Source organism: Gaetbulibacter sp. PBL-D1, from assembly GCF_050509525.1.
GTDB lineage: Bacteria > Bacteroidota > Bacteroidia > Flavobacteriales > Flavobacteriaceae > Gaetbulibacter_B > Gaetbulibacter_B jejuensis.
Genome location: NZ_JBNWKB010000003.1, coordinates 214,840 through 235,000, shown reverse-complemented (window position 1 = coordinate 235,000; position 20,161 = coordinate 214,840). Strand labels below are relative to the sequence as shown.

Below are 20,161 nucleotides of genomic sequence, written 5' to 3'. Positions count from 1 at the left end.
AAAATCATAGCAGGATGAAAGCCCAAAAGCGGTAACCACAACCAAAAAATAAACGAGTAAAACCCACCAGACCACGTTTGTCTTAATGCTGTACTTAAATTGTAATGTTGCGACGAATGGTGTACCACATGAGATGCCCAAAACAAACGACACTCATGCGAAATGCGATGAAACCAGTAGTAAGAGAAATCATCAGCAAAGAAAATTAAAATAAAACTCCACCAAGCCACAGGAATGGTAAAGAGCCTAAAGTTTTCATAAATCACTACAAAAGCTCCAAGCACAATAGCTTTACTAAAAAAGCCTAAAAACACATTGCCTAAACCCATAGCAATAGAGGCAAAGGCATCTTTAGGTTCGTAACCTTTAGTTTCTTTAAATTTTTCGCGTGTGGTAACATATAATTCCAGTGCCATTGATAAGATGAAAAAAGGAATGGCAAAGTGGATGATATTTGGAAATTCAGGCATTAAGTAAGATATTTGTGTTTCTAAATTTAATACTTTTTTTATTATCCTAAATCAGGATTAAAACAATCCAAAAATATAAATGCTATGACCAAAACAGCTCGTGTTTTATTATTATTTTCCATTATAACAGTATCATTTACGCAATCCACTAAAGCCCAAAACCCAGACCAAATGGGAGCGTGGTACATGTATTTTTTTGATACTCAATTTAAAGAGAGCAAATTTGGGTTGCAAGGTGATGTGCAGTACAGAAACTGGAACATCATGGGAGATTTAGAGCAGTTGCTTATACGTTCTGGTGTAACGTACAGGCCAAAAAATACGTCGGTAAAATTAACCTTAGGATATGCGCATATTACATCTGGAGCCTTAGGTGAAAGCGATGATACTTCGGTTGAAAGTAGAATTTACCAAGAAGCACTTTTACCACAAAAAATAGGAGGACGTGTGTACTTAACGCATCGTTTTAGATATGAGCAACGTTTTGTTGAAGACCAAGATTTTAGAACGCGTTATCGTTATAACCTGTTTATGAATATTCCGTTTAATAAGAAAACGTTCGAGAAAAATACCATTTATGCAGCGTTATACAACGAATTATTTATCAACGGACAACAAGATATAGGTGATGATAGAACGGTTGAGTTTTTTGATAGAAACCGTACGTATTTAGGATTGGGTTATGTGTTGAACTCAAAAATTAAGTTTCAATTGGGTTGGATGAACCAAAAAACCAATGCACAAGGAAAAGGGCAACTACAAGTGAGTATGCACCATAAATTTTAATAGTCTTGTCATTTCGTGCTGCGACACGGAATCCAATATTTTTTTACTCAAAAGATACCAAACCAGCACTTCGACAAGCTCAGTGTGACAATTTGGAAAGACAAAATTGTAGATTCTTGAAGTTTATAATATACATTTGATAATCCAATTAAAGCTAACTGTCGCATCGAGCGCAGTCGAGATGTTGATTAATTTTTTACATGAAAGCCACATACCACAAGTACATTCTTAATTTTAAACAACCTAGCGGAACATCTAGAGGTATTCTTAAAACCAAAGAAACTTGGTTTATTAGTATAGAAGCCAATGGACAACAAGGTATTGGCGAATGTGGGATTTTACGTGGTTTAAGTGCAGATGACAGACCAGATTACGAAGAAAAACTAAAATGGACTTGCAATAATATCCATTTAGGTTTAGAGAAGTTGTATAGTGAGCTTGTTGAATTTCCTAGTATTCAATTTGGGTTGGAAATGGCTTTTAAATCTCTTGAGAGCGCATCGTCTTTTCAATTATTTCCTTCAGAATTTACTAACGGAACAGACGCTATTTCAATTAATGGATTGATATGGATGGGAACCGAAGCTTTTATGAAGCAACAGATAAAAGAGAAAATTGAAGCAGGTTTTTCATGTATAAAAATGAAAATTGGTGCTATCGATTTTCAAACAGAATACAATCTGCTTAAGTCTATAAGGAAAGAGTTTTCAAAAAGCGATATAGAGCTAAGGGTTGATGCCAATGGTGCATTTTCGGTTGATGATGCTCTAGACAAATTAAACTATTTAAGCGAGCTCGATTTACATTCTATTGAGCAACCTATTAAGCAAGGGAATTGGTGTGAAATGGCGAGTTTGTGTGAAGATACACCATTGCCAATTGCTTTAGATGAAGAACTTATAGGTGTTTTTGACGCCTCTGAAAAGCAAAAACTATTACAAATCATTAATCCGCAATACATTATTTTAAAACCAAGTTTTATAGGTGGTTTTAAAGGAAGCAATGCATGGATAGACTTAGCTGAAGAGCGAAGTATAGGTTGGTGGATTACCAGTGCATTAGAGAGTAATGTTGGGTTAAATGCCATCGCACAATGGACGTATACTTTACAAAATACAATGCCACAAGGCTTAGGCACAGGCAGTTTGTTTACTAATAATTTTGATAGTCCGTTATTGGTAAAAAATGGTAAATTGCACTTCAATAAAAATTTAGATTGGAACTTTAACTTATAATTTATGTATATAGCACAAGCGTTTAATGTCTTACACGATTGGTGGAGATATTTTATAGGGTTTATAATAATAGCAGCTGCTGTTGTAGTTGGTCAAATACCTTTTACTGCATTGGTGATGTTTAAAGCAATAGAAGAAGGAGATGACCTTGCGAATTTAAACGAACAAGCAATGCTTAGTATGCTTGAACCTAATTTGAATTTGTTTTTAATGCTGCTATCCTTTGCTATTGGTTTGGTTGGGATTTTTATTGCAATTAAAGCATTGCACAAACAAACCATAACACATTTAACAACTTCTAGACCTAAAATAGATTGGAAACGTGTGTTCTTTGCTTTTTTCTTTTGGGGAATTGTATCTAGTGGTTTAACACTGTTAGATTACTTTATGTCACCTGATGACTATGTAGTGAATTTTAAACTAGGTCCTTTTTTAATTCTTTGTGTTATTGCCATTATTATGGTGCCTTTACAAACCAGTTTTGAAGAATATTTGTTTAGAGGTTATTTAATGCAAGGAATTGGGGTATCTACCACAAATAGAACATTTCCTGCTACTTTTATGGTGTTATTGATAGCAGTAATAGTATATTTTGCTTTGCCTTATTTAATTGATTTTAAATGGTATTTTAAGTTGTTGTATTTATTAGTATGTTTAATCGCTTTAGTATTGGTAAATTCTGTTTTCAAGAACAGTTTAGAAAGTGAAAAATTTGATAGCATATTCAAACTATTCAATAGGAACTGGGTACCGTTATTAGTTACATCAGCTGTCTTTGGATTGTTGCATATTTCAAATCCTGAGGTTAAACAATTGGGCTATGTAATTATGGTGTATTACATTGGTACAGGACTCTTTTTAGGGATTATGACTTTAATGGATGAAGGTATGGAGTTAGCTTTAGGGTTTCATGCTGCAAACAACTTATTTACAGCTTTATTGGTAACTGCTGATTGGACTGCTTTTCAAACACATTCTATTTTAAAAGATATGTCTAACCCAACTGAAGCAGGATTTATAGATGTATTTTTACCAGTGTTTGTGATGTTTCCAATACTGTTATTTATCTTTTCTAAAAAGTACAAATGGACGAATTGGAAAGATAAATTATTTGGTACTGTACAAGAACCACCAAAAGAAGATTATAAAATATTAGAATAAAAAAAGCGACCGTTTGGTCGCTTTTTTGTTGTCTTGTTTTTGCTTTCTATTCTATTGGTTTAAATAGAATAGCTGCTTTGTTAAAATCTGACGCTGCATTAATTACATTTCTGAATTCTTCGTAACGGTCTAAATCATATTCTAACGTCTTATAAAACTCTTGAATGGTAATTACTAATGTATTGCCATCTAACTTATAACCAGATTCAAACTTACATACTTTGTTACCCTTACTGTCTTTGTAGCTTTCGTCAATATTTAAACTGCTTAAACCTTCAACAGTATATCCTTCAGGAATATTAACTGTAATAGTGTAGTTGTATTCATTAGGGTAGGTCATTTCAATTGGGTTAACTCTTTCGGTTTCCTGGTACAGTTCGCTTTGTGTACCAATAATTAATCCAGCTTGAAAAATATAACTGTCACCAGCATCTTCAATTAAGGATTCTGAAGACACCTTAGATTCAACTATAAAAGGTAGGTTATATTCTGTTTGGTTAATTTCCCCATTTTTAGTTTCAAAGCTTAAGCTTTCTTTGTCTTCAATACCAGAAGCTGTAAGATAGTCTTTAAACTCTTTTACACCTTGTTCTGACGATAAGTTAAGAACAGCTCTGTTAGTAACAGACCAATGTCCTGTGAACTCTTGGTGCATGTCGATAATAGTGCTTTCAAAATCTTCGGTAAACGTAATGTCTGTAATACGATTCACTTGACTATAATCAGGATCTGCCTGAGAGATTTTAGAGAAATAGTGGCTAAAATCACTTTTAATAAACAATCCGTAGTTGCCTAAAATATTGAAAGGTGCTTCGCCAACTCTGTATTCAATTCTGTCTGGAGCGATGTATTTTTTCTCAGTAGGTAAGTAGATTAAGAAATCTCTAAGCATATTAGGAATAAAGAAGTCTGGATCAAACTTATACTGAAATCTATTAGCAGTAATAACAACTTCGTATTCAATATCTAAAGCTTTTAAAAAGTTTGCATATACTTTTATGATACCAAAGTCACTTGCAGAACGGTTTTTAAGAATATAGTCTAAATCAGACAACTCGTCATTGTTGTTTTTGATAACATTAAAGTTACTTTTAATAAAGTTGTCTACTCTAGATGCTTTTTCAAATACCGAAAGATCAGTTTTTCCTTCGATAATGGTAGCTAAATCTGCATCAATTTTACTGGTTGCAGTTTCAGGGAAAAATCTTCCGCCAACATTATTGGAAACGTTAGTCCAAAACATGTCTTGTGTAATGTCTTGACCTTGTGGAAAACATTGATATACTACTGTAATTTTATTGGCATCTGGTGTAGCATATTCTTCTTCAACCATTGCAGGAATGTTTTTTAAAGTCAACGATTTGGCATTGTCACCATCAATTGTAACGTCTTTAAATGTAGAGTCAGTTCGGTAAGCCTTAACATTGGAATTGAGTTTTCCTGTGATAAAAATAAACTGTGCTTCGTTGATTTTGTAGTTACTCTGCATAGTTTCTGAACCATACATATCAAACTCTTTTTCAACTGTGTAAAGCACTTCTATTTCTGAACCTTTTTCAACACCTTCAATAGCAAAAATCTTGAAGTCTCCATATTCGTCAACATTTTTAACCTCTTTAATATTGTCTTGGTTAAGCACAGTAACTTTTCCTTTGGCGTTAATGGTTCTTGCTTTTATGTCTACAACCTTTTTTACTTCGTACATTGGGATGTAAACTGTGTTGTGTCTTGCAATACCTTTATCGTCGTTTACTCGTGTAATGGTGTGTTCGGTCTCATAGCGTTTGGGCTCAGGAGACATCATACTAGACGCGTATTCAACAATATGCTTTTTTAAAATACCTATTGAAGATTCTTTTTCATCTTCAGCAGATAATTTATGAAGTTTAGGCTTTTCGGTCCAATCGTAGGTTCTAAAATGTTGGGAAAAACTACTACTTGTACTTACAAATAGTAATACAATCAATGCTTTTTTTATCATTATATCTTTTCTATTATTATACTTTTTTTGTAGGCTTTTATAAGGCTTTTGATAAAGCTGTTCCAAGTTTCAAAATCTTTGTTTTGAATGCTTAGTGTTTTTACATAAATAGATTTGTTTTGAGTAATGGTATCTCCATCTACAGTATAAGAAATGCTGTAACCATACTCTGGGTTATCAAACGTAAGGTCTTTAGGAACATAGTTTACTTTGTAGCCTTCAGGAACTTTAAACGTTGTGGTGAAGTTTTTTATAAACTCGTGGTCAATTTTCTTACTGTATTTTCGGTCTTCTAAATCAATACTGCTGTTTGATAACGATCTGTCTATGTTTAGGTTAATATACGTTTTATTGCCAATAGTTTTAGCATAACTGTCAATACTAAGGTCATAACCTAATTGTAATGGAGTGCTTTTGTTGTCAAAATTCTCCAGAGTAATGTTGGAGTAGTTGGTCTTGTTGTTTCCAAGAGATAACGTAGTATTTAGGAACTCCTCTTCGGTTTTATCATCTTTTTTATAGGTGTAATCTGAAATGAAATTCACTTTTTCATAACCTTTAAGCGCTCTTTTTTCAGAGACTTTTACAATACCATCTTCTAATGAAAAATGACTGGTAATGGTAGATGTGTTTTTATCTGCACTTTGAACAGGTACTTTGATAACTTTGAAATTATCAGCGTCAATACCTAAAAGTGCTTCTTTGGTTTGTGTAAACTCACTTGGCATTCCAAAAGGTACATAACTATCAGTAGCATCTAAAAATATAGTGTCGTTTTCTACCATAGCAGTTGTTATCATGTGGTTGTCTACCATTGGAGTAGGTACTTCAAAATAAGAATAGTGTCTGTCTCTAGTTCCAATCCAAGTTCTGTAAGATTCAATACCTACATGATTAAGCATTTCGTAGAGCAAGTTTGCCATGTCTTTACAATCGCCATAACGCTTGTCGCAAACACTTGCAGCACCACGAGGAATAAATCCTCCAAGACCATCTTCAAAAGCAACATAAGTAATATTGTCTTGTACCCAATTAAAAATGGTTTCGGCTTTCTCTCTATCAGTAGTAAGGTCTTTTGTGATGTCTTCAGCAATAGCATATACTTTTTGTAATGAAGAAGTATCTATTTGATCAACCAAAGAGCTGTACCATTTGTATAAATCATTTACATCGTTTAATACATTGTGGACTTTACCGTCTTCTTCATAGTTTTTGATGTAAACGATAATGTGTGGTAAATAATATAAAATAGCTTCACTGTCTTCTTCACCTTGGTAGCCTTTAATATTATCTACAGTCCAAGTGTAGGTGTAACCGTTTTTGGTGTCTTCTTTTTTGAAGTCTAAGTTTATGTTTTCGGTATTAAAATCGATGTATCCAATATTTACATTTTTAGGAAACTCAATGGAGAGTTGCGCACTTTTAGTAGGCACATAAGTTCCAAATCTGAATAGTCCTAAAAAATGAGGGTCTTTAATAATTTCTTTATAGCTTAAATTAGTAATTGCACCTTTAGTAACAGCAGGAAAAATAAAGTTTTTAGACTCTTGGTCGCTGTAAAACACACCATTGTCAAAAGCACGTTTGGTTTCGATATAATCTACTTTTACTTTTTTATCTTGACTAGGGATGTAGGTGTAAGCATCAATATCTTCAATAGAAGTAAAGCTGTCAAAGTGCATAGATTCGTTAGCAAAATAAAGTTTGTTAGAAGTTAAAAATTCAGCTTGTTCTGATATGTTTTTGGCAATATCAAACTTGTGATTTTTTAAACCAATTTTTATGTGTTCGTGACGTTTTAAATAAATATAATCCTCGTTCGAAAAATCTTGAGCAAATAGAAAAAGAGGACATAACAATAGGATTAACAGGGACTTCTTCATAATTCGTGCTTTATTGTCAAATATATATTTTTTTAATTTTAAATTTTTAGTACAATTCGTTAAAAATACTATAATTTTAACACATCTAATATCATACCAAAAATGATTCCTACTTTTGACAAGATACATTTAAAATTTAAGCTTAATAACACTAGTTATAACCATGAGGAGCTTAAAGAAGTCTCATATAGTTTAATAAAAGAAGGTGAAGCTTATGAAAAAATTATAGGCAATTTTCTTTTAGATTGGTTAGACGAAAAGGATTTTCTGTATGTGAAAACCTCAGGTTCTACAGGTAACCCTAAGCTTATAAAAGTAAGCAAGCAAGCTATGGTAAATTCTGCAATAGCAACAGGGAATAGGTTTAAGCTATCTCCAGGAGATACAGCATTACATTGCTTGCCTACGAACTTTATTGCAGGTAAGATGATGCTAGTGAGAGCAATGATTTTAGGTTTAGAACTAGATATTGTTGAACCAAGTACACTACCAGCTTATGACGACGAAAAGCCGTATAAATTTTGTGCTATGGTACCAATGCAAGTACAAAAATCATTGAAAAGATTACAAAATATAAATACATTAATTGTTGGAGGAGCTGCAGTTTCAAAATCATTATTAAAAGATATTGAGCTATTAAAAACAAAAGTATTTGCTACTTATGGTATGGCAGAAACCTTAAGCCATATCGCTATTAAACCATTAAACAATTACAAAGGAGAAGCGCATTTTAAGTTACTAAAAGACGTTAAAATATCACAAGACGATAGAGACTGTTTAGTGGTTGAAGCGCCAAAGCTTACAGATAAAACTATTGTAACCAACGATATTGTAAAATTATATTCTAAAACAGAATTTGAGGTTATAGGTCGTTATGATAATATGATTAATTCAGGTGGTGTTAAATTATTTCCTGAGCAAATTGAAGCAAAGCTAGACGGAAAAATAAGCCAGCGTTTTTTTGTGGCTTCTCAACCAGATGACACTTTGGGAGAACGTGTGGTATTGGTTTTAGAAGGACAATCAACTGAATTAGATACAGCTATTTTTTCTGATTTAGAAAAATACGAAGTACCAAAACAAATACTTTCAGTAGAACAATTTGCAGAGACATCATCGAAAAAAATCCAGAGGGCCAAAACTATTGAACAAATAAAATAAAAGCGACCAATTTGGTAGCTTTTTTTAATTTCTTATACTTAAACCTGCAACACACCCAAATTAAATGGTTTTTCAATAGGAGCGTGGTTAGCGGCTTCAATACCCATACTAATCCAGGTTCTGGTGTCTAAAGGATCAATAACCGCATCGGTCCATAATCTGGCAGCAGCATAGTAAGGCGATACTTGGTTGTCATAACGTGCTTTTATTTTGTTGTAAAGTTCGTCTTCTTTCTCTTTGGTGAATTTTTCACCTTGTTTTTCTAAAGAGGCTTTTTCTATTTGTAATAATACTTTAGCAGCACTTTTACCACTCATTACAGCTAGTTCAGCACTTGGCCATGCAAAAATAAGTCTTGGGTCGTAAGCCTTACCACACATAGCATAATTACCAGCACCATAACTATTACCAACTACAACGGTGAATTTTGGCACCACACTATTACTCACAGCGTTTACCATTTTAGCACCATCTTTTATAATCCCAGAATGTTCACTCTTACTACCTACCATAAAACCGGTAACATCTTGTAAAAACACTAACGGAATCTTCTTCTGGTTACAATTGGCAATAAAGCGCGTGGCTTTATCGGCAGAATCATTGTAAATCACACCACCAAATTGCATTTCAGCTGGTTTGGTTTTAGATCCAGTAGTTTTTACAATATGACGCTGATTTGCAACAATACCAACAGCCCAACCATCAATTCTGGCATAACAGGTAATAATGGTTTGTCCGTAACCAGCTTTATATTCTTCAAACTCACTATTATCTACAAGACGTTTTATAATCTCATACATATCGTATTGATCGGCACGACTTTTTGGTAAAATACCATAAATATCTTGAGGATTTTCTTTAGGTTTTTTTGCAGCATTACGATTAAAACCAGCTTTGTCAAAATCACCTATTTTATCAACAATATTTTTTATTTTATCCAACGCATCTTTATCATCTTTAGCCTTGTAGTCCGTAACACCGCTAATTTCGCTATGTGTTGTTGCACCACCAAGTGTTTCGTTGTCAATACTTTCTCCAATAGCCGCTTTTACCAAATAACTACCAGCAAGAAAGATACTTCCAGTTTTATCCACAATAAGCGCTTCGTCACTCATAATAGGTAAGTAAGCACCACCAGCAACACAGCTACCCATTACAGCAGCAATTTGTGTAATGCCCATACTACTCATTACAGCATTGTTTCTAAAAATACGACCAAAATGCTCCTTATCAGGGAAAATCTCGTCTTGCATTGGCAAATACACACCAGCCGAATCCACAAGGTAAATAATTGGCAATTTGTTTTCAATCGCAAGTTCTTGCGCGCGCAAATTCTTTTTTCCAGTTATAGGAAACCAAGCACCAGCTTTCACAGTCGCGTCATTAGCAACTACAATACATTGTTTCCCTTTTATGTAACCAATTTTCACTACAACACCACCAGACGGACAACCACCATGTTCTTTATACATGTCATCACCCGCAAAAGCACCAATTTCAATACTTTTGGCTTTATCATCAAGCAAATAATCAATACGTTCTCTAGCAGTCATTTTTCCTTTAGCGTGATGCTTCTCAATACGCTTTTCTCCACCACCAAGTTTTACTTTTGCAAGTCGCTTCTTAAGTTCAGAAACTAATAATTTATTATGATCTTCGTTTTTGTTGAAGTTTAAATCCATCAGATGTTATATAGTTAATTAGGGCGTTCCCACGCAATAGCGTGGTCGGGTTTTTCGCTATATCTCCCTAAAAATAGGGAGGATGCCGCTGCAACCCCTAACGCAAGTTGTTAATGCAGGCTAAAAATACAAAACTTAACCTTGCTACGAAAACGTTGTAATGTAAAAGCTATGTTAAAAATATTACCATGTAAATAGTTTCCTTGGAAAATAAAATATTTTATCATATATTTGCCATGGAAAATAAAAACAATCACACATGAAACATATTATAGCATTCGCAGGAAGTAACAGTACAACATCAATCAACAAACAATTGGCAACATACGCTTCTAGTTTAGTAGAAGGAGCCAAAGTAGAAGTATTGGATTTAAATGATTTTGATGTACCGCTATTTAGTACAGATTTAGAAAAAAGCATGGGCGGACAACCAGAAAACGCTCACAAGCTATTCAATAAAATAAAGGAAGCTGATGGTATGGTTATTTCATTAGCAGAACACAATGGCGCTTATGCTTCAGTTTTTAAAAACCTATTTGATTGGATATCACGTATAGAAGCCAAAACATTTTTAGGAAAACCTATGTTGCTTATGGCAACATCACCAGGAGCAAGAGGCGGACAATCGGTATTAACCATTGCTGAAGACCGTTTTCCAAGACATGAAGCAGATATTGTAGGCGTGTTTTCTTTACCGCAATTCGGAAATAATTTTTCTGAAGGAAAGATTACTAATAAGGAATTAAACGACCAATTATTAGTTGAAGTAGATAAATTTCAAAACGCAATATAGTTATGAACATCCAGCAAGAAGACGATACTAAAAAAGGGGCTTTTTACATAGAACAAGATGCAAAACGAATAGCTGAAATGACTTACGTTTATGCAGGAGAACAAAAAATTATTATTGATCATACAGAAGTAGATGCAAGTCTAAAAGGTCAAGGCGTTGGTTACAAACTAGTAGAAGAAGCTGTAGCATTTGCAAGAGAAAAAGCGTTAAAAATTTTACCACTTTGTCCGTTTGCAGCAGCTGTCTTTAAAAAGAAAGCTGATGATTATAATGATGTAAAAGCCTAACAACTATGGGAGATATTTCAAAAGACGTTAATTCCTCGTTTAAAGATAACCGTACAAAAGCGCTGATTAATATTTTGTACACAGCTAATTGGATTACCGGAAAACAAAATACATTTTTTGCAAAGTTCGGGTTATCACCACAACAATATAATATTTTACGCATTTTACGTGGTGCAGATAAACCATTGACGATGCAAGATGTAAAATCAAGAATGATAGACAGAGCTCCAAATGCCACACGATTGGCAGACAAGCTTTGTGCAAAACAACTCATTGAGCGTATCCCATCTGAAACAGATAGACGTGTGGTACAAGTTGCCATCACCAGCGAAGGATTAAAACTTTTAGAAGATATATCAGACAATTTTAATGACGATTGGTTAAAAAATATCACAGAAAAAGAAGCATCACAATTAAGTGATTTATTAGATAAATTAAGATAAAAGGGGAAACCCAGAAAGGATAATAAAATGAAAACAATAGTTCACAAAGCAGGTACAAGAGGATTTGCAAATCACGGATGGTTACAAGCCAATCATTCGTTTAGCTTTGCAGGTTGGTTTAATCCAGAGCGCATTCATTTTGGAGCGTTACGAGTATTAAATGATGATGTTATTGCACCAAAAATGGGTTTTGGAACACATCCGCACGATAATATGGAAATTATCACCATTCCTTTAAGTGGTGAGCTTAAACATCGCGATTCTATGCATAACGAATGGCAATCTGTATTACCAGGTGAAGTGCAAGTAATGAGTGCCGGAACTGGAGTGCAACATTCTGAAATTAATGGTTCGGTAGATTCGCATTTAAGTTTGTTTCAAATATGGGTAATACCTAACAAGCAAGGTGTTTCACCACGTTATGATCAAAAAACATTTAGTGATTCTGAAAGGAAAAATAAACTACAAACCTTGGTAACATCTATTGATGATAATCATGAAGGAAGTTTAAAAATTCATCAAGATGCTAAACTATCTCGCATTGATTTAAGCCAAGGTGAAACGTTTACCTATAACCTAAAAAGTAGTAACCATGGTGTTTATGTAATGACTATTTATGGAGACATTATTATAGCAGATCAAAACCTTGAAACAAGAGACGCTATAGGTGTTTCAGAAACTGACAGCTTTTCAATAGAAACAAAACAAGATTCTGAATTGTTGTTTATTGAAGTTCCTATGATAACTCTATAGGCGTTTAAACAGGAGGAAACTATCTCGAAGCAAGCACACGAGGTATTAAAAAGAACAAACGTTTAATTTCGAGGCAAGCATTGGAGCATTTAATCTCGATTATCGAGTAAACTAAAGCATCACAAACGTGATGCTTTTTTTCATTTTATGACATTAATCATATTTTTAATCTTATTCGTGTACTAAATTTGTTTTATTAATCAAGACAAAATTATCCTAATTTAAAATCACTATTATGAGAACACTAAAAAACACTAAAATTAAAGGTATCAACATACTATTTTTTGTGGTTGTATCATTGTTTATGGTTTCTTGTTTCAACAACGAGAAAACCGTTTATGAAGAAGCACAAGACATTCCTGTTAGCCGTGAAATGACAGCAGAGTTAACTGCACCACCAAACGTACCAACACCTGTTGGAAGACGAAAGGCCAAAAAGCTTATTGTTGAAATGGAAATCCTTGAAGAAGAAGGCGAACTTACCGATGGTGTACGCTATGTATATTGGACTTTTGGTGGAACAGTTCCTGGAAGCTTCATTAGAACTCGGGTAGGTGATGAGGTTGAGTTTAGACTACAAAACCACCCAGATAATAAGCTGCCTCACAACATCGATTTACACGCTGTAACTGGTCCAGGTGGTGGTGCAGAATCTTCGTTTGTAGCACCAGGTCACGAAAAAGTGTTTTCTTTTAAAACACTCAACCCTGGTTTGTATGTGTACCACTGTGCAACGGCTCCTGTAGGAATGCACATTGCCAATGGTATGTATGGATTAATTTTGGTAGAACCTGAAGGTGGTTTACCACTTGTAGATAAGGAATATTATATTATGCAAGGCGATTTTTATACCAAAGGAAAAAATGGTGAACGTGGTTTGCAACCTTTTGATATGCAAAAGGCCGTTGATGAACACGCCGATTATGTTGTCTTTAATGGTAGTGTAAATGCTCTAACAGGCGATAATGCTATTACTGCTAATGTGGGTGAAACTATTAGACTGTTTGTAGGAAACGGTGGGCCTAATTTAGTGTCTTCATTTCACGTAATTGGAGAAATATTTGATAAGGTTCACGTAGAAGGTGGTGATATGGTAAATGAAAATGTTCAGACCACAATAATCCCTGCAGGAGGAGCAGCTATTGTAGAATTTCGTGTAGATGTCCCTGGAACATTTATTTTAGTTGACCATTCCATTTTTAGAGCTTTTAATAAAGGGGCTTTGGGTATGTTAAAAGTACAAGGAGAAGAACATGAAAAAATCTATTCTGGGGAACAATATGAAGGAATCTATTTACCAGAAGGTCCAGGAATTCAAGAAATGCCAACAACCAATGAAATTGTAGAGTCTGAAATTCCTGCACAAAACTTTGAGGAGCAAATGAAATTTGGCAAACAAATTTATATGCAAACTTGTTTTGCATGCCATCAAGCTGAAGGACAAGGTGTTCCTAATGCATTTCCACCATTGGCAAAATCAGATTATTTAAACGCAGATGTAAATCGTGCCATTGGTGCAGTTGTAAACGGATTAACAGGCGAAATTACCGTAAATGGGAAAAAATACAATAGTGTAATGACCAGACAAATGTTATCTTCTGAAGAAATAGCCAATGTTTTGACCTACGTGTATAACAGTTGGGATAATAACGGAACAGTGGTTACTAAACAAATGGTGGATAAAGTAAAAGGAAAGTAATTAATAGTAATAGTTAGTGTTATGTTTGACCATACCTTCAAAATATTGTGTGTGTTTTTAGTGTTTCAAACCATTTGTTTTTCACAAACTGAAGGTATGGCAAATATAAAGGGTAGTCGCTATATCCCTTTATATGGTAGAGATTCAACTGTTGTTGAAGTTCAAGATTTTAAACTTGATAAATACCCTGTTAGCAATCAGCAGTTTTTAGAGTTTCTAAAGAAAAACCCTAAATGGCAAAAACACAATATACTTAAGCTCTATGCTGATGGAAACTATTTGAGACAATTTAAAAGTGATACAATTCTAAACGATATAGTAAACCCTCAAAGCCCTGTAACCTATGTGTCTTGGTTTGCAGCCAAAGCTTACTGCGAGTGTCAAGGCAAACGATTACCAACTATTGATGAATGGGAATATGTAGCAATGGCAGATGAAGACGTACCAGATGCCAGAAGAAAGCCTTCATATAACCAACAAATCCTCTCTTGGTACGAAACACCTAGAACTGATGAAAAAACTATAGGTAATTCGCCTAAAAATTATTGGGGTATTTACGATATGCATGGTTTGGTTTGGGAATGGACACTCGATTTTAACTCGGTATTGATTTCTGGAGAATCCAGAAAAGATGTTGACAAAGATAGTAATCTGTTTTGTGGGAGCGCAGCCATTGGTGCTACCGATTTAATGAATTATGCTGCTTTTATGCGATATGCTTTTAGAGGTAGTATAAAGGCAAGTTTTAGTATTAAAAACCTTGGATTTAGATGTGCAAAAGACATTGAAGTAAATCCTTAAAAACAACATTATGAAACCATTTATCTATATAATATGTATTGTCTTAACGTTGGTATCTTGTAAAAACACCTCTTCAAAAGCTGCAAAAGATGATGTGGCTTACCATTGTCCTATGCGTTGTGAAGGTGATAAAATATATACCGAAAAAGGAAATTGTCCTGTTTGTAAAATGGATTTGGTTGTAGAAGAAAACCATGTAAAAACTATTTCAGATGATAAGTTTTCAGAGATGTCTATCTACAACTTACCCTCAACTTGGACCACCCAAAATGGAGAAGATATTCAACTTAAAGACTTGAAAGGTGATGTTTTGGTCATGGTAATGATTTATACTAGTTGTAAAGCAGCATGCCCACGTTTGGTAGCCGATATGCGAAACATAGAAGAACGCCTACCAGAACATTCCAAAGAAAATGTAAAAATGATTTTTGTAAGTATTGATCCCGAAGTTGATACACCAGAACGTTTAAAAACCTTTGCAAAAGAAAACTTGATGGATAATGACCCTTGGCTGTTTTTACGTTCTACAGAAGAAAACACGCGCGAATTTGCTGCGGTTTTAGCGGTAAGCTATAAAGAAATATCACCAATCGATTTTTCACATTCAAATATTATTAGCGTATTTAACCATAAAGGAGAGTTAGTGTTTCAGCAAGAAGGTTTAGGTGTGAATTCCGATAATACCATTAAACATATTAACGAAGCTGTTGACGCTATGTAACAGTTTAACAATATCTAACAACTTATGAAAAATATAATTTGCACAATGTTCTTCGGAATGTTGACATACACCTTTTTTGCCCAAGAATTAGAAGTAGGTATCGAATTTAGACCACGATACGAGTTTAGAAACGGCTTTGGTACATTGCTGGATGATACACAAGACCCAACGTCTTTTGTGTCCCAACGTAGCAGATTAAATCTGAATTTTAATTACGAAAACCTAACTATTGTATTAAGACCGCAAGACATTAGAGTCTGGGGAGATGTTGCAACAAACCAAAGTAATGCCCATGATGGTTTAGCTCTTTTTGAAGGTTATGCCCAATATAGATTGGATAATATTTGGAAGTTTAAAGTGGGAAGACAAACGTTGTCGTATGATAATCAACGTATTTTAGGAGAAGTCAATTGGGCACAACAAGGTAGAAGTCACGATGCCTTTTTGGTTTCGGTAACACCCAACAAAAAACATCGACTGGATGTTGGCGCATCGGTGAGTTCAAATGCTGAAACTGTTGAGCGTACAGCGTATTCGGTAAACAATTACAAGAATATGCAATTGTTGTGGTATCAATATGGCTTTAAGACATCAACATTGAGTGTTTTGTTTTTAAATACAGGTTATGAGTTTGAAACTACTAATCAAGACCTGAAAACCCAATATGCACAAACATTTGGTATGTTTTACAGCTTGAAAACCAATAAATGGATAGGCGAGTTTTCTGTTTACGGACAAACAGGAACACGAAATGACACTACTGTTTCTGCTTGGTATGGTGGAGCTTCGTTGGGATATTTGGCAACAGAACATTGGCTCTTTGGTATTGGAGGCGAATATTTGTCAGGAACAGCCATGGATGATACTTCGGGAACTAATAAATCGTTTACTCCGTTGTTTGGAACCAATCATAAGTTTAATGGTTTAATGGATTATTTCTATGTAGGAAATCATGCCAATTCTGTTGGTTTGATTGATGCTTATGCACAACTAAAATACAGTAAAAACAAATTGACTTTAACTCTATTGCCACATGTGTTTTCTTCAGCAGAGAGCGTATTGAGCGGTTCCAATACAATGGATAGCTATTTAGGCACAGTAATCGATGTTGTGGTAACCTATAAACTTCATAAATTCATTACGGCAAATTTGGGCTACTCACAAATATTTGCAACTGATACAATGGAAGTGTTAAAAGGAGGAAACGCCAATAGAACCCATAATTGGGCTTGGGCAATGGTTACTGTAAGACCAGAGATTTTTAGTTTTAAGAAGTAATTACTTCCAAAATTCATCATCCAGATTATCTATAAATTTTTCGTCTGGATGATGGATTTTTTCAATATGTTGTAATTGTGTTTCAGTAGCTATCTTCTGGATTTCCTTAAAAAGTACACGCTCTTCAAAACGGATGTGTTGTTCTAGTTCTTCTTCAATTAATCCCAAGGCTTTGGAAACATCTTTGTCATTGGTAAAGAGACGTTTTAACCTTCGGTGTTCTGTCAATGCTCGCTTGATCAAATCATTGTCATTTCTCAATAACGGAAAAATGTATTGTTCTTCCATTTCAAAATGAGGAATCAAATGCGTTTTAAAAAACCAATCGGTATAGGTTTTCATACGTTTAACCTCAATGTTCTTCTTGAAGCCTTCTCGTAGTTTCCAAGACAATAATAAACCGTGATGATGCTCTCTGCTCAATGGTTGTAATGCTTTATGGCGTTTTAAAGGTTTATTAGACATGCTGTTTTTGTTTTGAATAGGTGAATAAAATTAAAGTAATTCCCAACGGAAGAAATATGCTACTTATAAAAAGTAAAAGGTAGTAGTGCGGTATTAATCCTTTTCCAAAATAGAAAAAACTACCTTGATACGTCAGTAAAAGTTCTGTTAAAACAAACCCTATAAAAAAGCTAAATATTCCTAGATTGAGATAGACTGACGGTTTTATGGTTTTTGAATAAAGTAGAAATGCGAATAGGAATCCACTAACTATTCCTAGCATCAATAAATGGATAAAACCGATAATAAAATTTTTGTGGTTTATGAGTACTTGTGAAAATTCAGGAATAACCGAAACACTTTGGAGTGCCATTTTCAAAATAAAACAGCTCAACCCAAAAATATAAAGCCATCTTACGGCTTTTTGTTGTTTAACAATAATGGTCTTAAAAGGAATTTTTATGATTTTTATAAAGTAAACTAAAGTTAAAAGCTGTAAAATGCTACCCAATGCATTGATGTAGTACAGCAACCAATGGGTTGCAAACCATTGAATAGGTAAAGCGAACGTAGTTATGGTTGCGACAATCAATAATCTTAAAAATAGTTTTGTGTTTTTTGACGGTTGTACTTGTAGCTGATGAAAAAGAATAGCAATAACAGCAAACAAAAACCAACCGTTAAACTGAAAATGTAAAAAATACTGAATGGCTATTTGATAAAATGCCGATGCTTTTCCTAGAAGCCCAACAGCAGGACCCAAACACCAAACACCAATGGTACTCAATACCATAAAAGCTAATGACCACTTTATGAGTCTTTCAATTAAAATATTTTTTGCTTTTAAATTTTTCCACATCTTAAAGGCAAACACATAGCTACATAAGATATGTAAAGTTGAAAATATTATGGAAACTGTTGCATAACCTTGAAAAGGAAAGCTAAAGAGCATGCCCAAAACAGCAAGTTGGGTAACCCAAAAAAGCTTGGTGTAAAAACGTTTGTTTTTAGGGATAAAGTAATGTACAAAAAGTGTAAAAATCATAAGATAAACCCAACCCAAGATAGCTACATGCGAATGTGTATGGGTCAAAAATTGGTAGTTGAAATCTAGATGTCCAACAAATGCGTAGCGCAAAACCAAACCTAATAATGCGGCAATTAAAAAATTGATAAGACAAGTTGCTACAAGTTTTTTTTGCATAAAATGTATTTTTATATTTTAAAAATACGTATAAAAAAGAAACACCTTTCCTTTATACTTCTCTCGTATATTCTTTTATTGGAAAGGTGTTTCAATCACAGCGTTATTTTATTTAAAAACAAATGTTATTGAATCATTTTTTTAAAAAAAGCTTTTCAAGATCGGTAGCTTTAGGGAATAAAATGTTGTTTTCAAGATGGATGTGAAGATGTAAATCTTGTTCAAACTCGTTGAGCATGGCAAAGGTAACACGATATGTGTTACATGCATCAGCAGGTGGATTATAGTTATTTGTTAGTTCAGCGATTTTTCTAAATCGTATCCCTTCATTATCGTGTTCTTGCATCATCATGGCAATAGGGTTTTCAACGGTTCCAAAACCAGGTGCTTGAATTTCTTGACCAGAAATAGAGGCTTTCATCATCTTTTTTATAAAAGGGAAGAGGATAAGTTCTTCCTTTTTCATGTGGGCAGCCAGTTCGCCAGCAGAAGCCGAAAAGAGTTCGTTGATTTCGAATAATTCAGGATGGCGGTTTCCATGCACTTTACATAGCTTATCTAGAAATTGTTTTAATACTGGTATAGTTTCTTCTACATAACGATGGTGTTTTTTTTCAATATACTCTGCAAGTAAATCTAATGGCCAAGATTTATAATCAATATTTTCATTGGTTTTCGAATTCATAATGGCATTCAAATTATTCAATAATTCGTCTGCATTAATATCATTTTTTTCGCAGACCTCATGAATGGTTCTGTGGCCTTTACAGCAGAAATCAATACCGTATTTTGAAAACACTGCAGCAGTTCTGTAATCATCAGCCACAAAACTTCCTATTTGTTTGTTTGTTTGTTGTTCTAGAATCTCCATATCATATTTATTTATTCGGATAAATTTATCCTGTTTTGTTTTAATTTTTTTTTTTTTTATTATTTTAGATTTTTAAAAAAACAGCACCAGCATTCACATTCATTGCCAAGGATTTTAAATTAGTTGTCTCTAGAAGGATTCTTAAATTATTTCTAACAACCTTAAAGTCATTATGAATAGGACAAGGATGTTGTTCGCTACATTCTTTTAAACCAATACCACAACCTTTATATATACTGTCTCCATCAATAGCATTAACAATATCAGCCAATTGAATATTTTCAAGTTTTTGCTTGTCTATTTCAAAGCCACCATTAATACCTCTTATAGAGTTTACAATATTCTCTCTCGCAAGAGTTTGAAGAATTTTTGCAGTAAAGGCTTCTGGTGAATCAATATGTTTTGAAATGCCTTTTAAGCTAACACGCTTACCTTCATTGGAATTTGATGCAATGTAAATTGCTGCTTTAATACCATATTCACAAGCTTTTGAAAACATATAGATAAT

At 34.0% G+C, this 20,161-nt stretch carries 20 protein-coding genes; 12 read left to right on the top strand and 8 right to left on the bottom strand.

What is annotated here, in order from left to right; genetic code table 11:
- The coding region (locus tag ACQ0RB_RS04215) for a sterol desaturase family protein (RefSeq protein WP_430496686.1) at positions 1–470 on the bottom strand (470 nt) is incomplete at its 3' end.
- An 84-nt stretch (positions 471–554) separates the two neighbouring features.
- Between ACQ0RB_RS04215 and ACQ0RB_RS04210 the strand changes: the two genes are divergently transcribed.
- The 3 genes from ACQ0RB_RS04210 to ACQ0RB_RS04200 all read left to right on the top strand — a co-directional run bounded on the left by ACQ0RB_RS04210 (position 555) and on the right by ACQ0RB_RS04200 (position 3,652).
- Positions 555–1,256 (top strand): DUF2490 domain-containing protein, encoded by a 702-nt coding sequence (locus tag ACQ0RB_RS04210; RefSeq protein WP_430496684.1) that lies wholly within the window; start codon positions 555–557, stop codon positions 1,254–1,256.
- A 200-nt stretch (positions 1,257–1,456) separates the two neighbouring features.
- The gene (locus tag ACQ0RB_RS04205) at positions 1,457–2,491 is read left to right on the top strand and encodes an o-succinylbenzoate synthase (protein WP_430496682.1); all 1,035 of its coding nucleotides are present in this window, start codon (positions 1,457–1,459) and stop codon (positions 2,489–2,491) included.
- 3 nt (positions 2,492–2,494) lie between these two features.
- Positions 2,495–3,652 carry a CPBP family glutamic-type intramembrane protease gene (locus ACQ0RB_RS04200; RefSeq protein WP_430496680.1) on the top strand — a complete coding sequence of 386 codons (1,158 nt, stop codon included), beginning with the start codon at positions 2,495–2,497 and terminating at the stop codon, positions 3,650–3,652.
- A 46-nt stretch (positions 3,653–3,698) separates the two neighbouring features.
- Here the strand turns inward: ACQ0RB_RS04200 and ACQ0RB_RS04195 are convergent, their stop codons facing one another.
- Together ACQ0RB_RS04195 and ACQ0RB_RS04190 are read right to left on the bottom strand one after the other, a co-directional pair.
- Entirely contained in the window at positions 3,699–5,633 is a 1,935-nt protein-coding gene (locus ACQ0RB_RS04195; RefSeq protein ID WP_134199120.1) for a DUF3857 domain-containing protein, read from the bottom strand.
- Entirely contained in the window at positions 5,633–7,516 is a 1,884-nt protein-coding gene (locus ACQ0RB_RS04190; RefSeq protein WP_430496678.1) for a DUF3857 domain-containing protein, read from the bottom strand. The genes ACQ0RB_RS04195 and ACQ0RB_RS04190 overlap by 1 nt, the downstream gene beginning before the upstream one ends.
- Positions 7,517–7,618: 102 nt before the next feature.
- Between ACQ0RB_RS04190 and ACQ0RB_RS04185 the strand changes: the two genes are divergently transcribed.
- The gene (locus ACQ0RB_RS04185; protein WP_430496676.1) at positions 7,619–8,677 is read left to right on the top strand and encodes an AMP-binding protein; all 1,059 of its coding nucleotides are present in this window, start codon (positions 7,619–7,621) and stop codon (positions 8,675–8,677) included.
- Between the two features lie 38 nt (positions 8,678–8,715).
- Here ACQ0RB_RS04185 and ACQ0RB_RS04180 read toward each other — a convergent pair whose 3' ends face one another.
- Positions 8,716–10,359, bottom strand: coding sequence for an acyl-CoA carboxylase subunit beta (locus ACQ0RB_RS04180; RefSeq protein ID WP_430496674.1), 1,644 nt, complete (start codon positions 10,357–10,359; stop codon positions 8,716–8,718).
- A gap of 259 nt (positions 10,360–10,618) precedes the next feature.
- On the opposite strand from ACQ0RB_RS04180, the gene ACQ0RB_RS04175 reads away from it, so the two are divergent.
- The 8 genes from ACQ0RB_RS04175 (at position 10,619) to ACQ0RB_RS04140 (ending at position 17,134) form a co-directional block, all read left to right on the top strand.
- Positions 10,619–11,152 (top strand): NADPH-dependent FMN reductase, encoded by a 534-nt coding sequence (locus tag ACQ0RB_RS04175; protein WP_430496673.1) that lies wholly within the window; start codon positions 10,619–10,621, stop codon positions 11,150–11,152.
- 2 nt (positions 11,153–11,154) lie between these two features.
- Positions 11,155–11,439, top strand: a complete 285-nt coding sequence (locus ACQ0RB_RS04170; RefSeq protein ID WP_418510024.1) for a GNAT family N-acetyltransferase — start codon at positions 11,155–11,157, stop codon at positions 11,437–11,439.
- 5 nt (positions 11,440–11,444) lie between these two features.
- Positions 11,445–11,882, top strand: a complete 438-nt coding sequence (locus tag ACQ0RB_RS04165) for a MarR family winged helix-turn-helix transcriptional regulator (RefSeq protein ID WP_129760218.1) — start codon at positions 11,445–11,447, stop codon at positions 11,880–11,882.
- A 27-nt stretch (positions 11,883–11,909) separates the two neighbouring features.
- On the top strand, positions 11,910–12,635 hold the full coding sequence (locus tag ACQ0RB_RS04160) for a pirin family protein (protein WP_430496670.1): 726 nt from the start codon (positions 11,910–11,912) through the stop codon (positions 12,633–12,635).
- 235 nt (positions 12,636–12,870) lie between these two features.
- On the top strand, positions 12,871–14,334 hold the full coding sequence (gene nirK / locus ACQ0RB_RS04155) for a copper-containing nitrite reductase (protein ID WP_262733358.1): 1,464 nt from the start codon (positions 12,871–12,873) through the stop codon (positions 14,332–14,334).
- Positions 14,335–14,430: 96 nt separating this feature from the next.
- Positions 14,431–15,135, top strand: a complete 705-nt coding sequence (locus ACQ0RB_RS04150) for a formylglycine-generating enzyme family protein (protein ID WP_332006935.1) — start codon at positions 14,431–14,433, stop codon at positions 15,133–15,135.
- A 10-nt stretch (positions 15,136–15,145) separates the two neighbouring features.
- Positions 15,146–15,856 carry an SCO family protein gene (locus tag ACQ0RB_RS04145; RefSeq protein WP_430496667.1) on the top strand — a complete coding sequence of 237 codons (711 nt, stop codon included), beginning with the start codon at positions 15,146–15,148 and terminating at the stop codon, positions 15,854–15,856.
- Positions 15,857–15,880: 24 nt separating this feature from the next.
- Positions 15,881–17,134 carry an alginate export family protein gene (locus ACQ0RB_RS04140; protein WP_430496665.1) on the top strand — a complete coding sequence of 418 codons (1,254 nt, stop codon included), beginning with the start codon at positions 15,881–15,883 and terminating at the stop codon, positions 17,132–17,134.
- On the opposite strand, the gene ACQ0RB_RS04135 is transcribed toward ACQ0RB_RS04140, so the two are convergent.
- From ACQ0RB_RS04135 to ACQ0RB_RS04120, 4 genes are all read right to left on the bottom strand, one after another.
- Positions 17,135–17,599: a hemerythrin domain-containing protein gene (locus ACQ0RB_RS04135; protein WP_430496664.1), complete on the bottom strand. Its 465-nt coding sequence runs from the start codon at positions 17,597–17,599 to the stop codon at positions 17,135–17,137.
- On the bottom strand, positions 17,592–18,782 hold the full coding sequence (locus tag ACQ0RB_RS04130) for a hypothetical protein (RefSeq protein ID WP_430496662.1): 1,191 nt from the start codon (positions 18,780–18,782) through the stop codon (positions 17,592–17,594). The genes ACQ0RB_RS04135 and ACQ0RB_RS04130 overlap by 8 nt, the downstream gene beginning before the upstream one ends.
- 133 nt (positions 18,783–18,915) lie before the next feature.
- The gene (ric, locus tag ACQ0RB_RS04125) at positions 18,916–19,653 is read right to left on the bottom strand and encodes an iron-sulfur cluster repair di-iron protein (RefSeq protein WP_430496660.1); all 738 of its coding nucleotides are present in this window, start codon (positions 19,651–19,653) and stop codon (positions 18,916–18,918) included.
- Positions 19,654–19,717: 64 nt separating this feature from the next.
- Positions 19,718–20,152, bottom strand: a complete 435-nt coding sequence (locus ACQ0RB_RS04120; RefSeq protein WP_129760210.1) for an RrF2 family transcriptional regulator — start codon at positions 20,150–20,152, stop codon at positions 19,718–19,720.
- Between the last annotated feature and the right edge of the window lie 9 nt (positions 20,153–20,161).

Excerpts from the sequence above, each read along its gene's own strand:
- ACQ0RB_RS04180 (WP_430496674.1), bottom strand. The coding sequence starts at position 10,359 with ATGGATTTAAACTTCAACAAAAACGAAGATCATAATAAATTATTAGTT.
- ACQ0RB_RS04165 (WP_129760218.1), top strand. The coding sequence starts at position 11,445 with ATGGGAGATATTTCAAAAGACGTTAATTCCTCGTTTAAAGATAACCGT.
- ACQ0RB_RS04210 (WP_430496684.1), top strand. The coding sequence starts at position 555 with ATGACCAAAACAGCTCGTGTTTTATTATTATTTTCCATTATAACAGTA.
- nirK (WP_262733358.1), top strand. The coding sequence starts at position 12,871 with ATGAGAACACTAAAAAACACTAAAATTAAAGGTATCAACATACTATTT.
- ACQ0RB_RS04145 (WP_430496667.1), top strand. The coding sequence starts at position 15,146 with ATGAAACCATTTATCTATATAATATGTATTGTCTTAACGTTGGTATCT.
- ACQ0RB_RS04130 (WP_430496662.1), bottom strand. The coding sequence starts at position 18,782 with ATGCAAAAAAAACTTGTAGCAACTTGTCTTATCAATTTTTTAATTGCC.
- ACQ0RB_RS04205 (WP_430496682.1), top strand. The coding sequence starts at position 1,457 with ATGAAAGCCACATACCACAAGTACATTCTTAATTTTAAACAACCTAGC.
- ACQ0RB_RS04190 (WP_430496678.1), bottom strand. The coding sequence starts at position 7,516 with ATGAAGAAGTCCCTGTTAATCCTATTGTTATGTCCTCTTTTTCTATTT.
- ACQ0RB_RS04175 (WP_430496673.1), top strand. The coding sequence starts at position 10,619 with ATGAAACATATTATAGCATTCGCAGGAAGTAACAGTACAACATCAATC.
- ric (WP_430496660.1), bottom strand. The coding sequence starts at position 19,653 with ATGGAGATTCTAGAACAACAAACAAACAAACAAATAGGAAGTTTTGTG.
- ACQ0RB_RS04140 (WP_430496665.1), top strand. The coding sequence starts at position 15,881 with ATGAAAAATATAATTTGCACAATGTTCTTCGGAATGTTGACATACACC.
- ACQ0RB_RS04150 (WP_332006935.1), top strand. The coding sequence starts at position 14,431 with ATGGCAAATATAAAGGGTAGTCGCTATATCCCTTTATATGGTAGAGAT.
- ACQ0RB_RS04185 (WP_430496676.1), top strand. The coding sequence starts at position 7,619 with ATGATTCCTACTTTTGACAAGATACATTTAAAATTTAAGCTTAATAAC.
- ACQ0RB_RS04160 (WP_430496670.1), top strand. The coding sequence starts at position 11,910 with ATGAAAACAATAGTTCACAAAGCAGGTACAAGAGGATTTGCAAATCAC.
- ACQ0RB_RS04170 (WP_418510024.1), top strand. The coding sequence starts at position 11,155 with ATGAACATCCAGCAAGAAGACGATACTAAAAAAGGGGCTTTTTACATA.
- ACQ0RB_RS04200 (WP_430496680.1), top strand. The coding sequence starts at position 2,495 with ATGTATATAGCACAAGCGTTTAATGTCTTACACGATTGGTGGAGATAT.
- ACQ0RB_RS04120 (WP_129760210.1), bottom strand. The coding sequence starts at position 20,152 with ATGTTTTCAAAAGCTTGTGAATATGGTATTAAAGCAGCAATTTACATT.
- ACQ0RB_RS04195 (WP_134199120.1), bottom strand. The coding sequence starts at position 5,633 with ATGATAAAAAAAGCATTGATTGTATTACTATTTGTAAGTACAAGTAGT.
- ACQ0RB_RS04135 (WP_430496664.1), bottom strand. The coding sequence starts at position 17,599 with ATGTCTAATAAACCTTTAAAACGCCATAAAGCATTACAACCATTGAGC.